This is a genomic window from Aliiroseovarius sp. S253 (assembly GCF_049800855.1).
GTDB lineage: Bacteria > Pseudomonadota > Alphaproteobacteria > Rhodobacterales > Rhodobacteraceae > Aliiroseovarius.
Genome location: NZ_JBNAFW010000002.1, coordinates 111,685 through 130,649, shown reverse-complemented (window position 1 = coordinate 130,649; position 18,965 = coordinate 111,685). Strand labels below are relative to the sequence as shown.

At 58.8% G+C, this 18,965-nt stretch carries 19 protein-coding genes; 6 read left to right on the top strand and 13 right to left on the bottom strand.

Going from position 1 to position 18,965, the window contains the following annotated elements; translation table 11 throughout:
- Positions 1–51: 51 nt before the first annotated feature.
- Positions 52–660: a bifunctional nicotinamidase/pyrazinamidase gene (gene pncA, locus ACP15F_RS12140; protein ID WP_424941093.1), complete on the top strand. Its 609-nt coding sequence runs from the start codon at positions 52–54 to the stop codon at positions 658–660.
- Positions 661–1,953 (top strand): nicotinate phosphoribosyltransferase, encoded by a 1,293-nt coding sequence (pncB, locus tag ACP15F_RS12135; RefSeq protein ID WP_424941092.1) that lies wholly within the window; start codon positions 661–663, stop codon positions 1,951–1,953.
- A gap of 31 nt (positions 1,954–1,984) precedes the next feature.
- Here pncB and ACP15F_RS12130 read toward each other — a convergent pair whose 3' ends face one another.
- The 8 genes from ACP15F_RS12130 to ACP15F_RS12095 all read right to left on the bottom strand — a co-directional run bounded on the left by ACP15F_RS12130 (position 1,985) and on the right by ACP15F_RS12095 (position 9,425).
- A complete protein-coding gene (locus ACP15F_RS12130) occupies positions 1,985–2,929 on the bottom strand; it encodes a phosphotransferase enzyme family protein (RefSeq protein WP_424941091.1) in 945 nt (314 codons plus the stop codon).
- Positions 2,926–4,203 carry an aspartate aminotransferase family protein gene (locus tag ACP15F_RS12125; RefSeq protein WP_424941090.1) on the bottom strand — a complete coding sequence of 426 codons (1,278 nt, stop codon included), beginning with the start codon at positions 4,201–4,203 and terminating at the stop codon, positions 2,926–2,928. Before ACP15F_RS12125 ends, ACP15F_RS12130 begins: the two co-directional genes overlap by 4 nt.
- A gap of 91 nt (positions 4,204–4,294) precedes the next feature.
- Positions 4,295–4,714, bottom strand: coding sequence for an alternative ribosome rescue aminoacyl-tRNA hydrolase ArfB (arfB, locus tag ACP15F_RS12120; RefSeq protein WP_108857683.1), 420 nt, complete (start codon positions 4,712–4,714; stop codon positions 4,295–4,297).
- Positions 4,715–4,984: 270 nt separating this feature from the next.
- Entirely contained in the window at positions 4,985–5,605 is a 621-nt protein-coding gene (locus ACP15F_RS12115; protein WP_424941089.1) for a queuosine precursor transporter, read from the bottom strand.
- A gap of 116 nt (positions 5,606–5,721) precedes the next feature.
- Positions 5,722–6,648 (bottom strand): esterase-like activity of phytase family protein, encoded by a 927-nt coding sequence (locus tag ACP15F_RS12110; RefSeq protein WP_424941088.1) that lies wholly within the window; start codon positions 6,646–6,648, stop codon positions 5,722–5,724.
- Positions 6,621–7,496 (bottom strand): penicillin-insensitive murein endopeptidase, encoded by an 876-nt coding sequence (mepA, locus tag ACP15F_RS12105; RefSeq protein ID WP_424941087.1) that lies wholly within the window; start codon positions 7,494–7,496, stop codon positions 6,621–6,623. The genes ACP15F_RS12110 and mepA overlap by 28 nt, the downstream gene beginning before the upstream one ends.
- Before the next feature lie 8 nt (positions 7,497–7,504).
- Positions 7,505–8,836 carry an MFS transporter gene (locus tag ACP15F_RS12100; RefSeq protein ID WP_424941086.1) on the bottom strand — a complete coding sequence of 444 codons (1,332 nt, stop codon included), beginning with the start codon at positions 8,834–8,836 and terminating at the stop codon, positions 7,505–7,507.
- A gap of 58 nt (positions 8,837–8,894) precedes the next feature.
- Positions 8,895–9,425 carry an acyl-CoA thioesterase gene (locus ACP15F_RS12095; RefSeq protein WP_424941085.1) on the bottom strand — a complete coding sequence of 177 codons (531 nt, stop codon included), beginning with the start codon at positions 9,423–9,425 and terminating at the stop codon, positions 8,895–8,897.
- A gap of 126 nt (positions 9,426–9,551) precedes the next feature.
- On the opposite strand from ACP15F_RS12095, the gene ACP15F_RS12090 reads away from it, so the two are divergent.
- The 3 genes from ACP15F_RS12090 to yaaA all read left to right on the top strand — a co-directional run bounded on the left by ACP15F_RS12090 (position 9,552) and on the right by yaaA (position 12,709).
- The gene (locus ACP15F_RS12090; RefSeq protein WP_424941084.1) at positions 9,552–9,839 is read left to right on the top strand and encodes a YggT family protein; all 288 of its coding nucleotides are present in this window, start codon (positions 9,552–9,554) and stop codon (positions 9,837–9,839) included.
- Positions 9,840–9,900: 61 nt separating this feature from the next.
- On the top strand, positions 9,901–11,946 hold the full coding sequence (recQ, locus tag ACP15F_RS12085) for a DNA helicase RecQ (RefSeq protein WP_424941083.1): 2,046 nt from the start codon (positions 9,901–9,903) through the stop codon (positions 11,944–11,946).
- Position 11,947: 1 nt separating this feature from the next.
- A complete protein-coding gene (gene yaaA, locus ACP15F_RS12080) occupies positions 11,948–12,709 on the top strand; it encodes a peroxide stress protein YaaA (RefSeq protein WP_424941082.1) in 762 nt (253 codons plus the stop codon).
- Here the strand turns inward: yaaA and ACP15F_RS12075 are convergent, their stop codons facing one another.
- Together ACP15F_RS12075 and ACP15F_RS12070 are read right to left on the bottom strand one after the other, a co-directional pair.
- Complete coding sequence (locus ACP15F_RS12075) at positions 12,710–14,908, bottom strand: ATP-binding protein (protein WP_424941081.1); 2,199 nt, start codon at positions 14,906–14,908, stop codon at positions 12,710–12,712.
- 138 nt (positions 14,909–15,046) lie between these two features.
- Positions 15,047–15,787 (bottom strand): DUF1013 domain-containing protein, encoded by a 741-nt coding sequence (locus ACP15F_RS12070; protein WP_424941080.1) that lies wholly within the window; start codon positions 15,785–15,787, stop codon positions 15,047–15,049.
- Positions 15,788–15,934: 147 nt separating this feature from the next.
- On the opposite strand from ACP15F_RS12070, the gene ACP15F_RS12065 reads away from it, so the two are divergent.
- Positions 15,935–16,576 (top strand): ribonuclease T2 family protein, encoded by a 642-nt coding sequence (locus ACP15F_RS12065; RefSeq protein ID WP_424941079.1) that lies wholly within the window; start codon positions 15,935–15,937, stop codon positions 16,574–16,576.
- Here the strand turns inward: ACP15F_RS12065 and ACP15F_RS12060 are convergent, their stop codons facing one another.
- The 3 genes from ACP15F_RS12060 to ACP15F_RS12050 are packed head-to-tail and all read right to left on the bottom strand — an operon-like array spanning position 16,577 to position 18,887.
- The gene (locus tag ACP15F_RS12060) at positions 16,577–17,224 is read right to left on the bottom strand and encodes a sulfotransferase family 2 domain-containing protein (RefSeq protein WP_424941078.1); all 648 of its coding nucleotides are present in this window, start codon (positions 17,222–17,224) and stop codon (positions 16,577–16,579) included. It abuts the gene before it with no gap.
- Positions 17,224–18,207: an NAD(P)H-quinone oxidoreductase gene (locus ACP15F_RS12055; protein WP_424941077.1), complete on the bottom strand. Its 984-nt coding sequence runs from the start codon at positions 18,205–18,207 to the stop codon at positions 17,224–17,226. The genes ACP15F_RS12060 and ACP15F_RS12055 overlap by 1 nt, the downstream gene beginning before the upstream one ends.
- Positions 18,204–18,887, bottom strand: a complete 684-nt coding sequence (locus ACP15F_RS12050; protein ID WP_424941076.1) for a COQ9 family protein — start codon at positions 18,885–18,887, stop codon at positions 18,204–18,206. Before ACP15F_RS12050 ends, ACP15F_RS12055 begins: the two co-directional genes overlap by 4 nt.
- Positions 18,888–18,965: the final 78 nt, after the last annotated feature.

Genomic DNA, 18,965 nt, shown 5'->3' with positions numbered 1-18,965 from the left:
TGACCCTTCTGCGCGCGGTCCTTACCCATTGAGTTTCAAGGAGGACCGCCCATGCGTAATGCAGACGAAGCCCTGATCGTGATTGATGTGCAGAATGATTTCTGCCCCGGCGGTGCCCTTGCTGTCGCCGACGGGGATCAAATTGTGCCCCTGATCAATGCCATGCTGCCCGACTTCGCAGTGAAGGTGTTTACGCAGGATTGGCACCCAGATGGCCACAGTTCGTTCGCCACGTCCCACGAGGGCAAAGCCCCTTTCGAAGTGACCGAGATGCCGTATGGCACCCAGGTCCTCTGGCCAGACCACTGCGTTCAAGGATCCGAAGGTGCGGCTTTCCACCCAGAGCTTCTAACCGATCCGGCCGACATGGTGATCCGCAAAGGCTTCCGCTCGCAGATCGACAGCTATTCGGCCTTCTTCGAGAACGACCAGTCCACGCGCACGGGGCTAGAGGGCTATCTGCGCACCCGCGGCGTCACCAAGCTGACCATGGTGGGCCTCGCCACCGATTTCTGCGTCGCTTACTCGGCGATCGACGGTGCGAAGCTGGGCTTTGATGTGACCGTTCTTGAGCCCGCCTGTCGTGCCATCGACCTTGATGGCTCACTGGTTGCTGCCCGTGACAACATGCGCGCCGCAGGCGTCAAGCTGGAGGCCTAAATGGTTGATATTGCGTCCCGAGTCTATAACCACAGCTGGAAGATCGATCCAATCGTCCGGTCCCTGATCGACACAGATTTCTACAAACTGCTCATGTGCCAGTCGGTCTTTCGCAACAAGCCCGACACCAATGTCACTTTCAGTCTGATCAATCGCTCGAAACACGTGCCGCTTGCCAACCTGATTGACGAAGGCGAGCTTCGTGAGCAACTGGATCACATCCGCTCGCTCTCCCTCTCGCGCGGTGAAAGCACATGGCTGCGCGGTAACACCTTCTATGGCAAACGCCAGATGTTCCGCCCAGATTTCATGGAGTGGTTCGAGAATCTGCGCCTGCCGCCCTACCACCTTGAACGCGTCGGCGATCAATACGAATTGACGTTCGAAGGCTCCTGGCCCGAGGTTATGCTGTGGGAAATCCCCGCGCTCTCCGTCCTGATGGAGCTTCGTTCGCGCGCAGTTCTGCGCGGTATGGGCCGCTTTGAACTGCAAGTCCTATATGCCCGCGCCATGACCCGCGCGTGGGAGAAGATCTCTGGGCTTCGTTCTCTCGACGGCCTGCGCCTTGCCGATTTCGGCACCCGCCGCCGTCACTCTTACCTCTGGCAGGATTGGTGCGTACAGGCCGCAATGGAGGGGCTGCCGGGCAGCTTTGTTGGCACCTCAAACTGCCATATCGCAATGAAACGCGATATCGAGGCGATCGGCACCAACGCCCACGAGCTTCCAATGGTCTACGCCGCACTGGCCAAGGATGACGATGCGCTGGCTCGCGCGCCCTATGACGTGCTTGCTGACTGGCAAGACGAACACGACGGAAACCTGCGCATCATCCTGCCCGACACCTACGGCTCGAAGGGCTTTCTGGACAACGCGCCTGATTGGCTGGCCGGCTGGACCGGTATCCGCATCGACAGCGGAGACCCCGCCACAGGCGCCGAGATCGCCATCAACTGGTGGAAATCCCGCGGCGAGGATCCCACCCAGAAAATGGTCATCTTCTCGGACGGTCTGGACACCGACAAAATCATCGAACTGCACCAGCAATTCGCAGGCCGCGTCCGCACCAGCTTCGGTTGGGGAACCTTGCTCACCAACGATTTCCGAGACCTCGTCCCCGACAACGCCCTCGCCCCGTTCTCGCTGGTTTGTAAGGCGGTCGAGGCGAACGGACGCGCGACGGTGAAACTGTCCGACAACCCGAACAAGGCGATGGGTCCGGAGGACGAGATCGCGCGCTATAAGCGCGTGTTCGGCGTTGGCGAGCAGGTCGGGATGGAGGTTGTGGTTTAAGCTCTCAAATCTCACCTACTGCGTAGTTTCCTCATCCCCCAAGAAAACTCCGGGCGGCGGTGACGGCTTTTTGGGTGTAGCTGGCGACTTCGGGGCCGGTTGGGTCGTAGCGCGGAACTGCCCAGCCCATCGAGGCAAAGCGGCGCATCATTAGGAACATGGGCAGCAGGTCTTCCGCCTCTTGGCTTAGCGTTCGGTGTTCCCGATACCCCGCCAGCGCCGCCGCTTTGATCGCTTCATATGCGGGCTCGTCGACATTTTGGGTCATCATCACCGCAAGGTCGTAGAGTCGGAACCCAAACCCTGCGTCGTCGAAGTCGATCAAGGTCAGTAGGTCCTCGTGAATGAATACGTTCTCACGCAACGCGTCTGCGTGGATCAGTCCGAAATCTGCGCCGTTCTCAAGGTAAACGGTGGCCAAATCATGCGCCACGGCACGGGCGCGAAGAACCACATTGCGGTCATCCTCGCTCAGCGCCGGGCACTCCCAAAACCGTCCCCAGAACGGCTCGTCCCCGAGCAATCCCGGGATGTCCCAACGGTGCCGTGAAAAGCCGTCGGGCAGGGTGATGTCATCCGTCAGGTTGTGCAGCTTCGCCAGTTCGGCACCGACTTTACGATACAGTGCGGCTTGATCTTCGGCCATGCCGCCCAGCGGTACGCCGCTTTCCCCGATCGGTGCGCCCTCGACCCACGACACCATCGTCGCGCACTGGTTTGATCCCATGGAAAACACGAGATCGCCGTCAGTTGTAGGGACGGGCGAGGGCACCCGCATTCCACGTTCAGCCAGCGCGGCCATCCAGTCCAGTTCCGACTGAATTGCGGCTTCGGATTGATACCCCGGACGGTGCAACCGAAGCGCCGCAGGCTTTCCGTTGATCCGTACCTCGTGCACCGCGTTCTCGCGGTCTTTGATCATCCGCACATGCTGTGCGTTCCATGCCTTCAAGGCCTGTTTCAAAACGGTGCTCATGCGGGTACGGCTTTCAATGCGGCGTCCAGAGTCTCGGCCAGCAGTTCGGCCTGGGATCTGTCAAAACACATCGGAGGGCGGATTTTGATCCCGTGATAGTGCCGCCCCATCAGGTGCAGAAGGACGCCACGATTGCGCATTTCCTCGACCAGATCCTTGCAGAAGGTTGTTGCGCCTTCTGGGTCTCCGTCCCGCGTGAACTCGATCCCCATGAACATGCCCGCGCCTCGGGCGTCGGAAATCATCGGGTGGGCCAGTTCTTTGAGCAATCCCAGTGCATAGTCGCCGGTGTCGCGTGCGTTCTGAACCAACTGCTCTTCTTCCAGCACGTCCAGAACCGCCATCGCTGCGGCAGCCGAAACCGGGTTGCCACCGAAGGTGTTGAAGTACCCAAAGCGGGTGCGGAACTCGGCCATGATTTCTGGACGGGTAACCACAGCGGCCACCGGATGCCCATTCCCCATGGGCTTACCCATCGTCACGATGTCGGGCACCAAACCGATCCGGTCGTGTCCCCAGAAATTGCGCCCGGTGCGCCCAAAGCCCGGCTGCACCTCGTCCGCGATGATGATCCCCCCGGCCTTTCGGACAACGGCAACTGTTGGGTCCAGAAAGCCCTTGGGCAATGTGTGAAAGCCCTCGTTGGCGAAAAACGGATCAAGGATCAGCGTGCCGAACCCATACCCCGCCTCTTCCAGCTCGTCGACGGCACGCTGGATTTCTTCGGCGAAGGCCTGTGGCTGAGCGTCGGCGCTGCCGCCCAACGGGAACAAGGTATCCGGGGCGGGCACCTTCTTGACCCAATCCACAGGCCCTCCAATCGGCGTGCGTTTCGAGGACATCTGGCTGACCAGATCCGTATTGCCGTGATAGGTGTTGTCGGTGCAGATGATGCCGACCTTCTCGGTCATCGCGCGGCCCATGCGCAGGGCGATGTCGTTGGCCTCGGACCCGGTGCAGACCATGATCATCGTGTCCAACCCATGATCCATCGTGCCGGTCAGGCGTTCGGCATAATCCAGAATGCCTTCGTGCAGGTACCGCGTGTGTGTGTTCAGGGTCGAGGCTTGCTTGGTAATCGCTTCGACCACTTTCGGGTGTGCGTGGCCGACATGCGGAACGTTGTTGTAGCAGTCCAGATAGCGGTTCCCATCCGCATCCCACAGCCAAGTCCCTTCGCCGCGCACCACGTGAACCGGCTCGCGATAGAAGGTGGTCATGTTCGGACCAAGAAGCCGTGCGCGCCGGTGCAATATCGAAGAGGTGTCCGCCATGTCATGCTCCACTGTGCTGGGTGTCGTCTGCGCCGACTATGCCAGTTTCATCGGCGCAACGCAAAATAATTGCGTTGTTAATTAAGTGACCCTAGTCGTCCGTCACGCGACCACGCAGAGCCTTAACCTGTCCGCGTTTGGTCTTGGTGTCCATGCGCCGTCGTTGCGAGCCTTTTGTGGGCTTGGTGGGAATACGCCGCTTGGGCGCGACCAGCGCTTTGCGGATCATCTCGGCCAGACGTTCGGCGGCGATCTCGCGGTTGCGGGCTTGGCTTCGGGTATCCTCGACCCGAATGGTGATCGCGCCGTCCTGCGCCCATTTCCGTCCTGCGATACGTTTCAGGCGGGTCTTCACTGGTTGTGACAAATGGGGCGAGCGTGCTGCTTCGAACCGCAACTCGACAGCGGTCGAGACCTTGTTCACATTCTGCCCACCGGGGCCGGACGAGCGTGAAAAGCTTTCGCTGAGTTCCCAGTCTTGCAGGGTGATATCGTCATTCACGCGGATCATGAGGGCACACTATCCAATCACATGCGCGACGGGAATGCCTGTTACGAAAAAGGGTCGCCCATCAGGACGACCCTTTCGAGAATGTAGGAGGTGGGACCGGTTAGACCAGAGTCAAATCGGCCCGCGTTCCGATCCGGGGGCTGCCCCGGAACGTCGCGATCTAGATTGTCCCGGCACCTCGCTCCGTTGTATCTCTTGACATGGACACCTCCTTTCTCGCTGTTTCTATATCTAGGAGCGTGCCACATATTTTGCGTTTGTCAAAACTTTTCACGCAGGATTTGGTGAAAGTTTTGTGACCAGCACGCGGAACGGCACCAGTGCCAGCAGGGCAAGCGCCAGTTTCACCATCCAGTCAGCGACCGCCAAGGACACCCATAGTGGGGCCATCGGGCCTGTTCCCAGAAGCGGCAGAACCTCGCCCGCCCAGCTTACGTCGTTGGCTGGTTCCAGGAAGGTCAGCGCGCCCGAGAAGGCGATGGTGAAGAAGATCGCGGTGTCCACCGAGCTGCCGATCAGGGTCGAGACAACCGGCGCGCGCCACCAGCGGCCTTCGCGCAGACGATCAAAGATCGCAACGTCCAGAAGCTGTGCAGTCAGGAAGGCAAGGCCCGAGCCCATGGCGATGCGCAGGGTCACAAGCGGGCCGAACTCGCCCATGATCTGAGTGCCGATGAAGCTGCAGATCACACCAGTGACGAAACCGGCAAAGACGACTTTGCGTGCGGCCGAGGCGCCGTAGACGCGGTTCATCACGTCGGTGACAAGAAATGCGAGCGGGTAGGTGAAGGCACCCCAGGTCAGCCAATTACCGAAAAGGTATTGCACCAGAATGTTCGAGGCCACGACGATGGCGGCCATGGCGATTACGCCAGGAAGAAGACGGGTCATATTGTTGGTCCGTTTTAGCAAGGTTGCGGAGACTTGGCCCCTGAAGGACAGGGACGAGGTGCTCTTACAGCGGGAAAACGGACAGATCAACCCTTGTAAACAAGGAGGGTGCCGCGTCAGTTTGCGGGACGGGCCGGATCTGGGGACGGGGTCAGGACGACATATTCAACGAACTCGGTCACTTGGAAGAACTTGAAATTGTCGTCTGACACCATGGTCAGGCGGATATTGTCATTGTTGTCACGCCACACGGCCAAACCTTCCAGATTGTCATGCAGGCCCACGGGGGTGCGCAGCAGCTCGACCTCGTTCTTGAAGCCGTCCGGGGTGATGTCGAAGCGGCGGACGCGGTTGGTGAAGCCCAAAACGCCGCTGAGGTGACGTTCAAGAAGATAGAATTTTCCATCTGGGCCAATGTCGGCCCCCACCGGTAGATAGGGCGCGAAACGCGGGATCGAGAACGGTTTTTCCCATGTTTTGCTGCCCGCGGGCAGGCGGTAAACCGGGAAGGGCGAGCCCTCGACTCCGGTGCGCTCCGGGATGGTGTAAAGCGTGCCGGCGTGGTCGATGGCCAGTGCTTCAAGCGACGAGTTGTTTTGCAGCCCTTTGAAGTCGGGATGCATTTTCAGCGCGCGGCCTTTGGTTTTGATGCCCCCAAAGCGCATCACGCGGTGCTTTGCTTCGAAGCTGACGAAAATCGGACCATCCATATGCGAGGCCAACCCCTCGCTGTCCGATCTGAACCGGCCAAACGGGCCGCCTTTGGGGGATTTCAGTGGGCCAAGCGGGGCGGTGCGCACATCTGAAATGACCTCGTTCTCGCGATCAAAAAGACCCCGAACAACGTAACCACGGTCGGTGATTGCGATGAATTTCTTGCCGTCCTCGCTGACTTCCAGGCCCGAGAACCCACCGAAATGCTCGCCTTTGCCATGCCAACGATAAGCGGACACAAGCTGTGCGTCCGACACCGGCTGAGCGCCAAGATCAAGCGTCAGAAGCGCGGCAAGTGACGCTATCGCGATGACAAAACGGGTCCGCATTGGTTGGGAAGGTCCTTAAGGGTCAGAGGTCCGCGGGGTTTTCTGGGCGTTGCCGGTTTCGCGGGTTTCGGTGCGGGTTTGGGGTGCAGAATATCCTGTACCCATCTCTCGGCGTCTTTGCAGCCATCACCTGCGGGGGGCGGGGCTTGGTTCACGCAGCCTTTAACGCCCTTGGGGCAGGAAAGACGCACATGGAAGTGGTAGTGATGCCCCCACCAAGGGCGGATTTTCCGAAGCCAGCGCCGGTCGCCCTTGGCGTCCTTGCACATTTGCACTTTGGCGCCCGGAAAGACGAAGATACGCGCCACGCGCTTGTCTTTCGCCGCAGCTTTAATGATTTCGTGATGCGCACGCGTCCAGTTCTTGTTTACATACGCGCCTTTCGACCGACGGGTCGAGATCGACGAGATCCCCTCGCGTTCCGAGGTGCTCAGGTTCAGGCGTTTGGGGGGCAGCATCCAAATATCGGCATCCAGCCCGATCTGGTGCGAGCGGTGCCCGGTCAGCATCGGTCCACCACGTGGTTGGCTGAGGTCTCCTACGTAGAGCCCTTTCCATCCACGTTGTTGTGCCGCTTTGCGCGATAGGTCTTTCACGAAGTCGATCAGCTCGGGGTGGCCCCAGTTTCGATTGCGCGACAAGCGCATTGCCTGCCAAGTCGGTCCGGTTTCAGCCAGTTGCTCTGCCCCGGCCAAACAGCCTTTGGCGTATGATCCGAACGAAGCCGAACGGCTTGCGGTGCCCTTCCGGGCCGCGCCAAACAGCTCTTTCGCGGGCTGCTGAGCCGCTGCAGGTACGCCGGTCAGGGCAAGCCCTGCAATCAGGATAAGCTTTTGAAACAGTTTCATATGAAAACCTACGCGTGGTTGCCTTTGGGTTTAACCCAGATCAATAGGACAAGTCCCAGTAAAAAGAGCGCGATAAGCGGGGAGACGCCGAGCTGTTGGCTGCCCGTCGCGGCGGTGATGATGCCGATCAGGAAGGGCGCAAGGAAGCTGGTGGCCTTGCCTGCAAGGGCGTAAAGGCCGAAAGCTTCGGTCATCCGTTCAGGGTTGGCTTGGCGCACCATCATGGTGCGGCTGGCCGATTGCAGCGCCCCGCCAGCAGCCCCGATCAGCGCACCCAAGATGTAAAATCCGATGTCTGGCAGGTTGCTGTCGGCAGGGACAGGCATGCCAAACACGCTATCGCGCGAGATGAAGACGATGCAGATCGCTACGAAGGTCAGTACCAGAATGCAGATCGTGATCACTGGCTTGGGACCAAAGCGCCGATCCGCGCGCCCTCCGATCCATGCGAAGATCGCGCCGGTGATGATCGCAAGAATGCCGAAGATACCCACATCAACCACGGACCAGTTCAGAACGCCCGCGGCATAGATGCCGCCAAACGTATACATCCCGTTCAACGCATCCCGATAGAACATCGAGCTGCTGAGATAGGCAAACAGGCTAGGAGACTTCGGAAGCGACCGAATGGTCTTCCACAGGCTTGCCAACGCGTGCCGCACCAAAAGCGGGTCGCTGCTGACGGGCTTCGGATCGCGCACCCACAGGAAAAACGGGATCATGAAAACGGCAAACCAGATAGCAGTCAGTGGTCCAACAAAGCGTGTGCCCTCTTTCGCTGCAGGATCCAGCCCGAAGGGGGGCGTCATGCCGATCAGCGTCTTTCCGTTCGGTTGTTCAACGAACAGCGCCAGCATGATGATCAGGGTCAGCAAGCCTCCGATATAACCAAACGCCCAGCCATTGCCGGAAATGCTGCCAATCTCCTCACGCGAGCCGAGGTCGGGCAACATGGCGTTGGTAAAGATCGTCGCGAACTCCATCCCGATCAGTCCGATGCCAAAGAAGATCAACAAAAGCGTCATGTTGAAGTTGTCAGGAGAGGAATACCAAAGCCCGAAACTGCCAATCACATACATGATGGAAAACATCCAGATCCATCGCAAGCGGTTGCCAGAGTTGTCTGCAAAGGCCCCCAGAATAGGCGCCAGCAGCGCAATGATCAGACCACAGGTGCCAACTGCAAACCCCCAGCTGGCCTGCGCCTGTGCGCCATCGCCAACGACGGTTTTGAAATAGGGCGCGAAGACGAAGGTCAGGATCAGCGTGTTATAAGGTTGGCTGGCCCAATCGAAAAAGAACCATCCCCAGATGCGCTTGCGTGCCGAGATTTCTGCCATGTCTGCCCCTGTGCTTTTTGTCGATCAAACAGGGAAACGGGCGCGCGGGCAAGGGGGCTTACATTTCAGGTGGCCAAGGTCGCGTGGCGTCAGCCGCAATCCAAGCTTGCACCCATTCAGGCAATGCGGGTGCAGGTCCGGTATGGCCAATGGCTGTCCGCACCTTGTCGGTTGGGACAATTCCACCGCGGTCTGTCACGGCCGAGCGATAGACGATCTGGTTTGCGCAGTCGTCGCCCAGCCACATCGTCTGTTCGACATAGAAGAATTTTCCGTCCCAGCCGACCAAACGGCTGCGCATCTCAAACCGCGCAAAGGTGCGGATCCGCTTGCGATAGCGCACGCTGGCACCTGCCATGGTCAGCCCCCACCGGTTTTTGATCAGTGCCCGGCTCAGCCCTGTGCGGCCAGCCAACGGAATGCGGCCCAGGTCATACATGGTCAAGGTGCGCCCGTTGTTCAGTTCGCGCCACAGGTCGATGTCCCACGGCCAGCACCGATGGTGGCTGATATGGACGCCATCGACGGGCAAAGGCTCGGCCTTGGCGAATTTCACCATCTCTTTGATCATGCGGACGAACGGGTACATGGCGGCTCCTTTTTCTGTGCCCGACCTGCCGCGCCGGTTCAGGAAGGTCAATCCGAACCGCGCGTCACCCTTGCTCTTGCGGCTTAGGCGACCTAGATGACAGGGAACCAAATTCAAGGAGCCAACATGCAATCCCTGTTTCAAATCCTGATGCTGATCGTGGACATCGTCTGGTTCATCATGATTGCGCATATCGTCATGTCTTGGCTGATCAACTTTCAGGTTCTGAACCTGCGCCAGCATATGGTGGCGCAAATCTGGTACGGCCTGAACCGTCTGCTCGAGCCGATCTATTCCCGTATTCGCGCTTTCCTGCCGAATATGGGCGGGTTGGACTTGGCCCCACTGGTGGCGCTGATCGCGCTTTATGCGGTGCGGATCATCCTGATCAACAACGCCGCATATTTCTTCTAAAGCGCTTGCCGCCTAAGCGTGGGCATGGGATTGTGCTGTCAAAACACCGAGCAGCACACACATGCCCCGCGACCTTGATCTTCTGAAATCCGTTTTCGGCTTCGATGACTTTCGGCCCGGACAGGCCGAGATCGTGCAGGCCGTATGCGCTGGTCAGAACACGTTGGCCATCATGCCGACGGGTGGTGGAAAATCCCTTTGCTTTCAATTGCCCGCGCTTGTGCGCGACGGGGTGACGGTGGTCATCTCGCCCCTGATTGCGTTGATGCGTGACCAAGTGCGCGGGCTTCAGGCGGCGGGCGTGTCGGCGGGGGCGTTGACCTCGGGCAACACGCAGGAAGAAACCGACGCTGTCTTTGCGGCGCTAGAGCGGGGTGAGCTAAAGCTTTTGTACATGGCGCCCGAGCGTCTTGCCTCGGGTGGGACACTGAACCTTCTGCGCCGGATCGGCACCAGTTTGATCGCCGTGGACGAGGCACATTGCGTCAGCCAATGGGGCCATGATTTCCGTCCGGATTATTTGCGAATTGGAGAGCTGCGCCGTGCGCTTGACGTGCCCTTGGCCGCGTTCACTGCCACCGCAGACGAAGAAACCCAAGCCGAGATTGTCGAGAAACTGTTTGACGGTGCGCCGCCTCAAGCCTTTCTGCGCGGGTTCGACAGGCCCAATATCCATCTGGCTTTTTCCGCTAAGAATTCGCCCCGCCAACAGATCTTGTCTTTTGCCGCTGCCCGCAAAGGTCAGTCGGGGATCGTTTATTCCGGAACACGTGCGCGGACCGAGACTTTGGCCAAAGCACTGCGCGATGCGGGTCACGCCGCGGTGCATTATCACGGCGGCATGGAACCCGATGACCGCCGCGAAGTGGAGCGCCGTTTTCAGCAGGAAGACGGTCTGATCGTGGTTGCGACCGTGGCGTTTGGTATGGGCGTCGACAAGCCCGACATCCGTTGGGTCGCCCATTCCGACCTGCCCAAGTCGATCGAGGCCTACTATCAGGAAATCGGCCGCGCGGGTCGCGATGGTGCGCCCGCCGAGACGCTGACACTGTTCGGCGCAGATGACATCCGGTTTCGCCGCACCCAAATCGACGAAGGACTTGCCCCGGCGGAGCGGCGGTCCGCAGACCATGGGCGACTGAATGCATTGCTTGGTTTGGCCGAGGCGCATGGCTGCCGCCGCCAGCAGCTGCTCGCCTATTTCGGGGAAGAGGCTGAACCCTGCGGGAACTGCGACCTATGCACAAACCCGCCCGACTTGTTTGACGGAACTGTGGACGTAATGAAGGCTCTGTCAGCCATCTTGCGCACAGACGAACGCTTTGGCGCGGGGCATCTGATCGACATTCTGCGCGGTACGATGACCGATCGGGTGCAGGAACGCGGCCATGATAGCCTGCCGACTTTTGGTGTTGGGCAGGACCACGCAAAACCCATGTGGCAAGCGATCTTCCGGCAGATGCTTGGTTTGGATCTGGTGCGCCCCGATCCGGAACGGCACGGTGCACTGCGGATCACGCAAAAGGCGCATCCCGTCCTGCGGGGTGAGGCTCAAGTGACATTGCGGCGTGACACGCTGAAAGCCGCCGCACGCAGACCCGCCGCCAAGATGTTGGTGTCGGAAGAAGACGCGCCGCTCCTGTCCGCACTCAAAGCAAAACGCCGTGCGCTGGCAGAAGCTGCCCGCGTGCCCGCGTACGTCGTTTTCACAGACAAAACGCTGATTGAAATGGCCGAGACCCGGCCAGCGACGTTGGACGACATGGCACGAGTCGGGGGCGTTGGGGCAAAGAAGTTGGAAAGCTACGGGGCTGACTTTTTGCAGGTCATTGCTGGCGAAGTTGGACACATGCATCCCGCCCGTCGCAAGTTGGCTGGCCGCGATGCAGGCAGCTTGTTTGACCGATTGCAAGACGCTGCGACGGACCTGTTGCGCGGCGAAGATGGGACGGGCAAATACCTAACTATCGCGCCGGGCACGCTGCGTAAAATCGCAGAGCGCAAGCCGATGAGCACTGGTGATCTTGGCCGTATGCCGGGAATGAATGACGCTAAGGCCGAACGGTTCGGCCCGGCCTTTTTGGAAATACTAAGCGAAGGAGACTGACATGCTCGTTGTGGTTTCACCCGCCAAAAAACTAGACGAAAAACCGGCCTTAAATGGTGCTGGTACGCGACCACGGTTTCTGGATCAGGCTGAGATTTTGGCCGAAACAGCGCGAGGGGCCGGGGCGGAAGGGTTGGAAAAGCTCATGCATATCTCGCCCAAGTTGGGCGCGCTGAACGCCGAGCGGTTTCAGGTTTTCGGCAGTGGAGAGGGCGAGAAACCCGCGATCGAGATGTTCGCGGGCGACACCTATGCGGGGCTGGATGCACCTAGTCTAGACGAGGATGTATTGCGCTATGCAGATGATCATCTGTGTCTACTGTCGGGACTTTACGGCCTGCTGCGCCCACGCGACCAAATTGCGCCGCACCGATTGGAAATGGGTACGCGGATGCAGAACCCGCGCGGCAAGAACTTGTATGAGTTCTGGGGGCCGCGCATTGCGGATGCATTGAACGCCGCAGGGCAAGAAACCCAAAGCGAAGTCTTGGTGAACTGCGCCTCGGTCGAGTATTTCTCGGCGGTGCAGAAGGACCGGCTGGCCTTGCGTGTGATCACCCCGCAGTTTCTGGAAATGAAGAACGGCACGCCGAAAGTGGTCAGCTTCTATGCCAAGAAGGCGCGTGGCTCGATGGCGCGGTATGTGGTGCAGAACCGATTGCGTGATCCTGAGGCATTGACCGAATTTGATCTGGGTGGCTACCAATTCCAACCAGAGATGAGCACCCCGGACCAACCGGTCTTCTTGCGCAGCGAAGGCTGATCACGCGTCCTCGATTGGGGATATCGCGCCGACCGGGCAAGTGGCCATGATCTCGTCGAAGATGGCAGGTTTACGCAGGGGCTTGGTCAGGTGCTTGTCCAGCCCGTGCGCCAGAGTTTCCTCGGCATCGCCTGTCAGGGCATGCGCTGTCAGGGCGACGATCCGGGTGCGAGGCATGTGCTGATCCTTCTCGATCAGGCGGATGCGGCGAGTGGCTTCTTTGCCATCAACCTCGGGCATCGAGATATCCATGAAAATCAGGTCGGGCTTGAAGTCCAGAAATGCCTCGACTGCCTCAAGCCCGTTGTTTGCAAAGCGCAGGTCGATGTTCAGAGACTTGACCAGTTTCGAAAAGACGAGCTGGTTGGTCTTATTGTCCTCGGCTGCCAGCACGCGCATCACGCGCGTCTGGTCCTGGGCCGCGGTGGCCTTGGTAGAGAGCTTATCTGACTGCTGCAACGCATCTGGCATCGCCGGTGGAAAGCTAAGTTTGCTGAGCGTGTCGAACAGCACACCTCGTAAAACCGGGGTGTGCAGAACATGCGAGGCGACAGTAACGCAGCTGCAATCGGGCGCCCGTTTCTGAGGAGGCGTCAGTAGGATCAGATTGATATCAGGGTAGGCAGACTTCAGTGCCCGCAGTGGGTCTAATTCTGAAGTCGCTGCTGTACAGAGCGCCTCGTCCACGAAGACCAACTGCGCTCCGTTGCAAATGTCTATCAGATTGGCGGTCGCCGAGGTCAAGGTGACCTCAAATCCGAGTGCGCGCAGGCGTTTGTCCAGAATGGTTTTGTTTAGCCCTTCGGTCAGGGCCAGCACTGCTTTTCCGGGTGCATCTGGTAGATTAGGTTCGACCACGTGATCCAACGCAGGAAGCGAGATGTTGAAGCCAAAGCAAGAGCCTTTGCCCTCTTTGCTTTCCAGCCAGATGTCGCCCTCCATCAGCTTGACCAGTTGGCGGGCAATGGCCAAGCCCAATCCCGTGCCCTCATATCGACGGTTGTGTTCATCTTCGACCTGATTGAATTCACCAAATATGTGGGCCTGCATTTCTTTGGGGATGCCAATGCCGCTGTCTTCGACCGAGATGTGGACGCGATAGTCCTTGTCGTCTGCGGCAGGTAGCCCAATGGCGCGGACCAGCACATGTCCCTCTGACGTGAACTTGACCGCGTTTCCGATTAGGTTGGTTAGAATCTGACGCAACCGCACGGCATCGCCCATGAATTTTGTCGGCATGAACAGATCGAAATCAATCGACAGCTGGATCCCTTTTTCCTGCACAGTGGGCTGCAGCAAAGTGACCACATCGAGAATTGTTTTTTCAAGATCAAACGGTTGTGGATTCAGCGCCAGTTTCGCCGCCTCGATTTTCGAGTAGTCCAGCACATCGTTGATGATCGTCAGCAGCGCTTCGCCCGATTTGCGGATCGTATCGACGTAGATACGCTGTTCGTCATCCAGTTCACCTTCCACCATCAGCTCTGCCATTGAAACAACACCGTTCATTGGCGTGCGAATCTCGTGGCTCATATTGGCAAGAAACGCGGACTTGGCACGGTTCGCGGCCTCGGCACGGAAGCGTGCTTCCTTCAACTTGGTTTGATAGGTGATGGTTTCGGTGATGTTCAGCCCAAGGCACACCATATCTCCGTCACGCGACCGGCGGTCCACAAGTTGAATATGGGTGCCATCCCAAAGCCGCAGGTTCATGGGATCACGTTTGGGTGCGTGCCAGCGGTCCAGCATCATGTCGCGCCACGCCAGCGGGCGCAGGTCGCCAATGTCGACGATCCCTTCTTCCGTGGCGATGTTGAGGATATCGACATAGCGAATGCCCGGTGCCACACAGGTCAGCCCGTCGAAGGGCTTCAGATAAGCGCTGTTGGCGGCAATCATGCGATTGCTTTGGTCAAATACCGCAAACCCATCCTCGATGGTTTCCAACGAATCCCACAGACGCCGCTTGGCGATCACGACTTCCTTGTTGGCCTTTTCAAGGTCTGCGCGGACTTGGGTGTTCTCCCCTTTGATTTCCTCGACGACCTCACGGGTTTCGGTAATCTCGTCCGACAGTGACAACGCATGCTGGGACAGTACGCGGTTCGCATCCGACAGTTCGGCCTGTTTCTGGGCCAACAGTCGTTCAGCGGCCATTCTGGCCCGCCGTTCTTGTGCAAGAATGTCTTCGATTTTCATTCCCGGTTCTCCGGTGTCCGATACTGTCGAAAGCAGCATCGTCCATCACGGTGAACAGGAACTTAACGAGACTTGGAAAATTTGAGGCAGGCGGAGCCGGTAAAGAAAAACCCCGGCGCTTGGCCGGGGTTTTGGATCTTATTCTTCGTCGTCATCGTCTTTCGAGTCAGGCAAGTTGAAGAAGCTGTCTGCATCGGGCAGCTCTTCCTCTTTTTCTTTCGGTTCATCAGACAGCGAGAAAGTTTCCAGCCCTTCGATGGCGCTGGGCATCTTGGGCTCGGTGTCCATGGACAGGCTCTGCTCGGTCGAGACCAGCTTGCGACGCTCGTCATCCGACATCACGCCGCCTTCTTTGGCTTGTTTGGCTGCAGCTTTCTGAACAGCTTGGTCTAGCTCGCTCTGACGGCACAGACCCAGAGCAACCGGGTCGATCGGTTCCATGTTTCCAATGTTCCAGTGGGTGCGCTCGCGGATCGACTGGATAGTCGGCTTGGTGGTGCCCACCAGCTTGGCGATCTGTGCGTCGGCCAGTTCCGGGTGGAACTTAACCAGCCACAGGATTGAATTCGGACGGTCCTGACGCTTGGACAGCGGGGTATAGCGCGGGCCACGGCGTTTTTCTTCGCCAGCCGCAGCAGCATAGAATTTCTGCTTCAGCTTGTGCAGCGGGTTATTCTCGGCCTTGTCGATCTCTTCTTGATCCAGCTGGTTGTTGGCCACTGGGTCAAAGCCTTTTACGCCGGTGGCAACGTCGCCATCCGCAATGCCCTGTACTTCCAGCTCGTGCAGGTCACAGAAATCCGCGATCTGCTTGAAGCTGATCGTCGTGTTGTCCACCAGCCAGACGGCGGTGGCTTTTGCCATGATCAGTTTGCTCATCTGAACACTCCTTACAATATCGGCCCGAATACAACTCTCCCGCGCCCTGGCTGGGCTGTCTGGCGCCTTTTGGCCTTCCAGACGGGTTTCCGTTGTCGGGGAACTTGGGGTCTATATAAGGAAGGAAGGCGAAAGAGGGAAGTGCAAATGCGTCAACTGTTCTTGGGTGGCTTGATCTGGCTGAGCGCTGCTTGGGCCTGTGTGGCCGAGGGTGAACGCGCGGGGGATTTTGATTATTACGTCCTGTCGCTGAGCTGGTCACCCAACTGGTGCGCCACGACCGGTGATCAGCGCGGATCCGAACAATGTGACCCCTCGCGCGATTTGGGTTGGGTCGTGCACGGGCTGTGGCCGCAATACGAGAGCGGCTGGCCGAGTTACTGTAAAACCGCCGTTCGACCACCGTCCCGGTCTATGACCGCAGCGCAGACCGATCTGTTCGGCACCAGCGGGGCGGCGTGGTATCAGTGGAAGAAACACGGATCCTGCGCGGGGCTCGAAGCTGCGGTGTACTATGACCTTGTGCGCAAGGCGTTTGGCGCCGTAAACCGTCCCGAAGTTTTTCGCAAACTGGACCAGCCCGTGCGCCTGCCCGCCTTGGTGGTGGAAGAGGCCTTCCTTCAAGCCAATCCCGACTGGCATCCGGACATGCTGACCATCACTTGTAAAACTAACCGCATCCAAGAGGCGCGCCTGTGTCTGACCAAAGATCTGGAACCCAGAAAATGCGCCCGCGATGTAGTGCGCGATTGCACGGCGCAGCGGGCGCTACTGGATCCAATCAAGTAGCTACGACTTTAACAGATGGACCACACGGGATTTGAAGCTGGTTTTGCGCATGTCATATCCGAGGTTCTCGAAATCCGCCCGGTACTTCTGATTTGCCGCGATGGTACTGTTCGCAGTCCAGTTGATCTCGACCTTCAGATCGTTTGATCCACGGCGGTGCGGGATATCGTCTGGCATGGGAAGGCCGGTTTTCTGGGCCACGTCCTTGATGATTTCACCAATGCCATCTTCAAACCGATAAATCGTGCAATTCTCGGTCAGGAACTCCCATTGTGGGATCAAGTGGCCATCCAGAAAAAACGGGTCGGATTTTGCCTGGTTCATGACGCGATCCACCCAAGCTTGGAAACGACCCTTCTGTGCGATCACGTCGGCCGAGCGCTTGGTGCGCATTTTGAATTCGGATTCGGTCCGCTTGTACGGGTCGCGCACAATCGCGAAGACGAAATCGAAATAATCGGCACCGAACATGGCTTCGATATCCGTCATGCGCAGGTGTTGCGGGGTCAGACGCAGCCCGTTGGTCGGGATCGGATTGTGTAACCGAAGCGGCGCAATCGAGCTTAGCCAATCCTCAATCGAGGATCCGCCCGTCTTGGGAATATGGACGAACAGGATGCGTTTCCCGCCGTGTTCGATATAGGGCACTAGCTAATCTCCAGAACGATCTTGCCGATATGTTGACTGGTTTCCATGCGGGCATGGGCCTTGGCGGCGTCTTCAAGTGTGAAGACCTGATCCATTACGGGTGCGATGCGACCTGAATCCAGAAGCGGCCAGACCTTTTCGGCCAGCTCTTCTGCGATGCGCGCTTTCGCCAAGTCTGACTGAGGGCGCAGGGTGGACCCCGTAACGGTCAGGCGCTTGGCCATGATCATCGCGAAGTTGATCTCGGCCTTGGGGCCGGACAGGAAGGCGATGTGGACCATGCGACCTTCGACGGCCAGACATTTGATGTTCCGCGCGATGTAGTCGCCACCCACCATATCGAGGATCAGGTTCGGGCCGCCCTCGGGCTTCATCACGTCGACGAAGTCTTCGTCTTTGTAGTTGATCGCGCGTTCGGCTCCCAGATCCGCGCAGACGGCGCATTTTTCGTCCGAGCCAGCAGTGGTGAACACGCGTGCGCCGAAAGCGTTGGCCAACTGGATTGCTGTCGTCCCGATGCCCGAACTTCCACCGTGGACCAAGAACCGCTCACCCGCCTGCAGACCGCCGCGCATAAAGACGTTGGACCAGACGGTGAAGAAGGTTTCGGGCAGGCAAGCTGCTTCTTTCATGCCCATGCCTTTGGGGATGCGCAGGGCGTGGGCTGCGGGTGTGGTGACATACTCCGCATAGCCCCCGCCGGGAAGCAGGGCGCAGACCTTATCGCCGACGGCCCATTGGGTCACACCATTGCCCAGCGCCACAACCTCGCCCGAGGCTTCAAGGCCGGGCAGGGGGCTTGCGGTCGGGGGCGGAGCATAGCTGCCAGCGCGTTGCAGCGCATCAGGGCGGTTCACGCCAGCATAGGCTACTTTGATCAGGATCTCGCCCGGACGCGGGGCGGGGATCGGTTGCTCGCAAAGCTGTAGAACCTCAGGGCCACCCGGTTCGGTGATCTGGATTGCGCGCATGGTATCGGTCATTTTTCGTCCTCGTCTGGGTGCCAGCGGCCAGGGTAGTTCGGGTTCGGCGTTCCGGGGGCTTTGATCGTGTCCAGGATTTTGCCCGGTCCCGACATGAAGGCCTTATAAAGCCCAGATCCGCGCGCCTGCCCTTTGATCTTTTCGATCTGCATCACGTCGTCGATGCGGCGATCAAGGAAGGCCCACGTGGCCTCGTCCCCGTCGCTTTCGTCGCCCAGCCAGAACAGCACCACGGATGAATAGACCGCCGATAGCGTCGCCCGTTTCGTGTACCAGTTCAGATCAGTCGAGCTGTCGCCAAGCGTCTCCCAAATCAGACCGCAAGTGGCCCAAAGGGCTGCTGCACCGTCGCTGGCATTCTGCGGCATTGCGAAGAACGCCATGCCCTTTCGGACCAGTTCCTTATCCGCGACCTCAAGCCGGAACCGCACACCCGCTGCGATCTTGTCGCGAAAGCGCATCTCGGACAGGTCTTCAGAGTTCAGGCGTTCGACCATCTTGGCGTCGCCCGCCCGGTGATACGCCAGCGCCAGATCCACGGCACCACGCGGATACATCGCACGCGCATCAGTTTCAGACAGGTCGCAATCCTCGGCAGCGGCCAGAAGGGTTGCATCCGACCACCCATCGAAAGGAACGTGGTTCAGGGCGGCCTCAAGCAATTTGTCTTTTTCGATCATAGGCTGTTCCTCGCATCTGAAGGCGAACTGGACAAGAGACTTCGTCGCTGCTAGAAGCCAGCTTCCTGCAACTTTTTG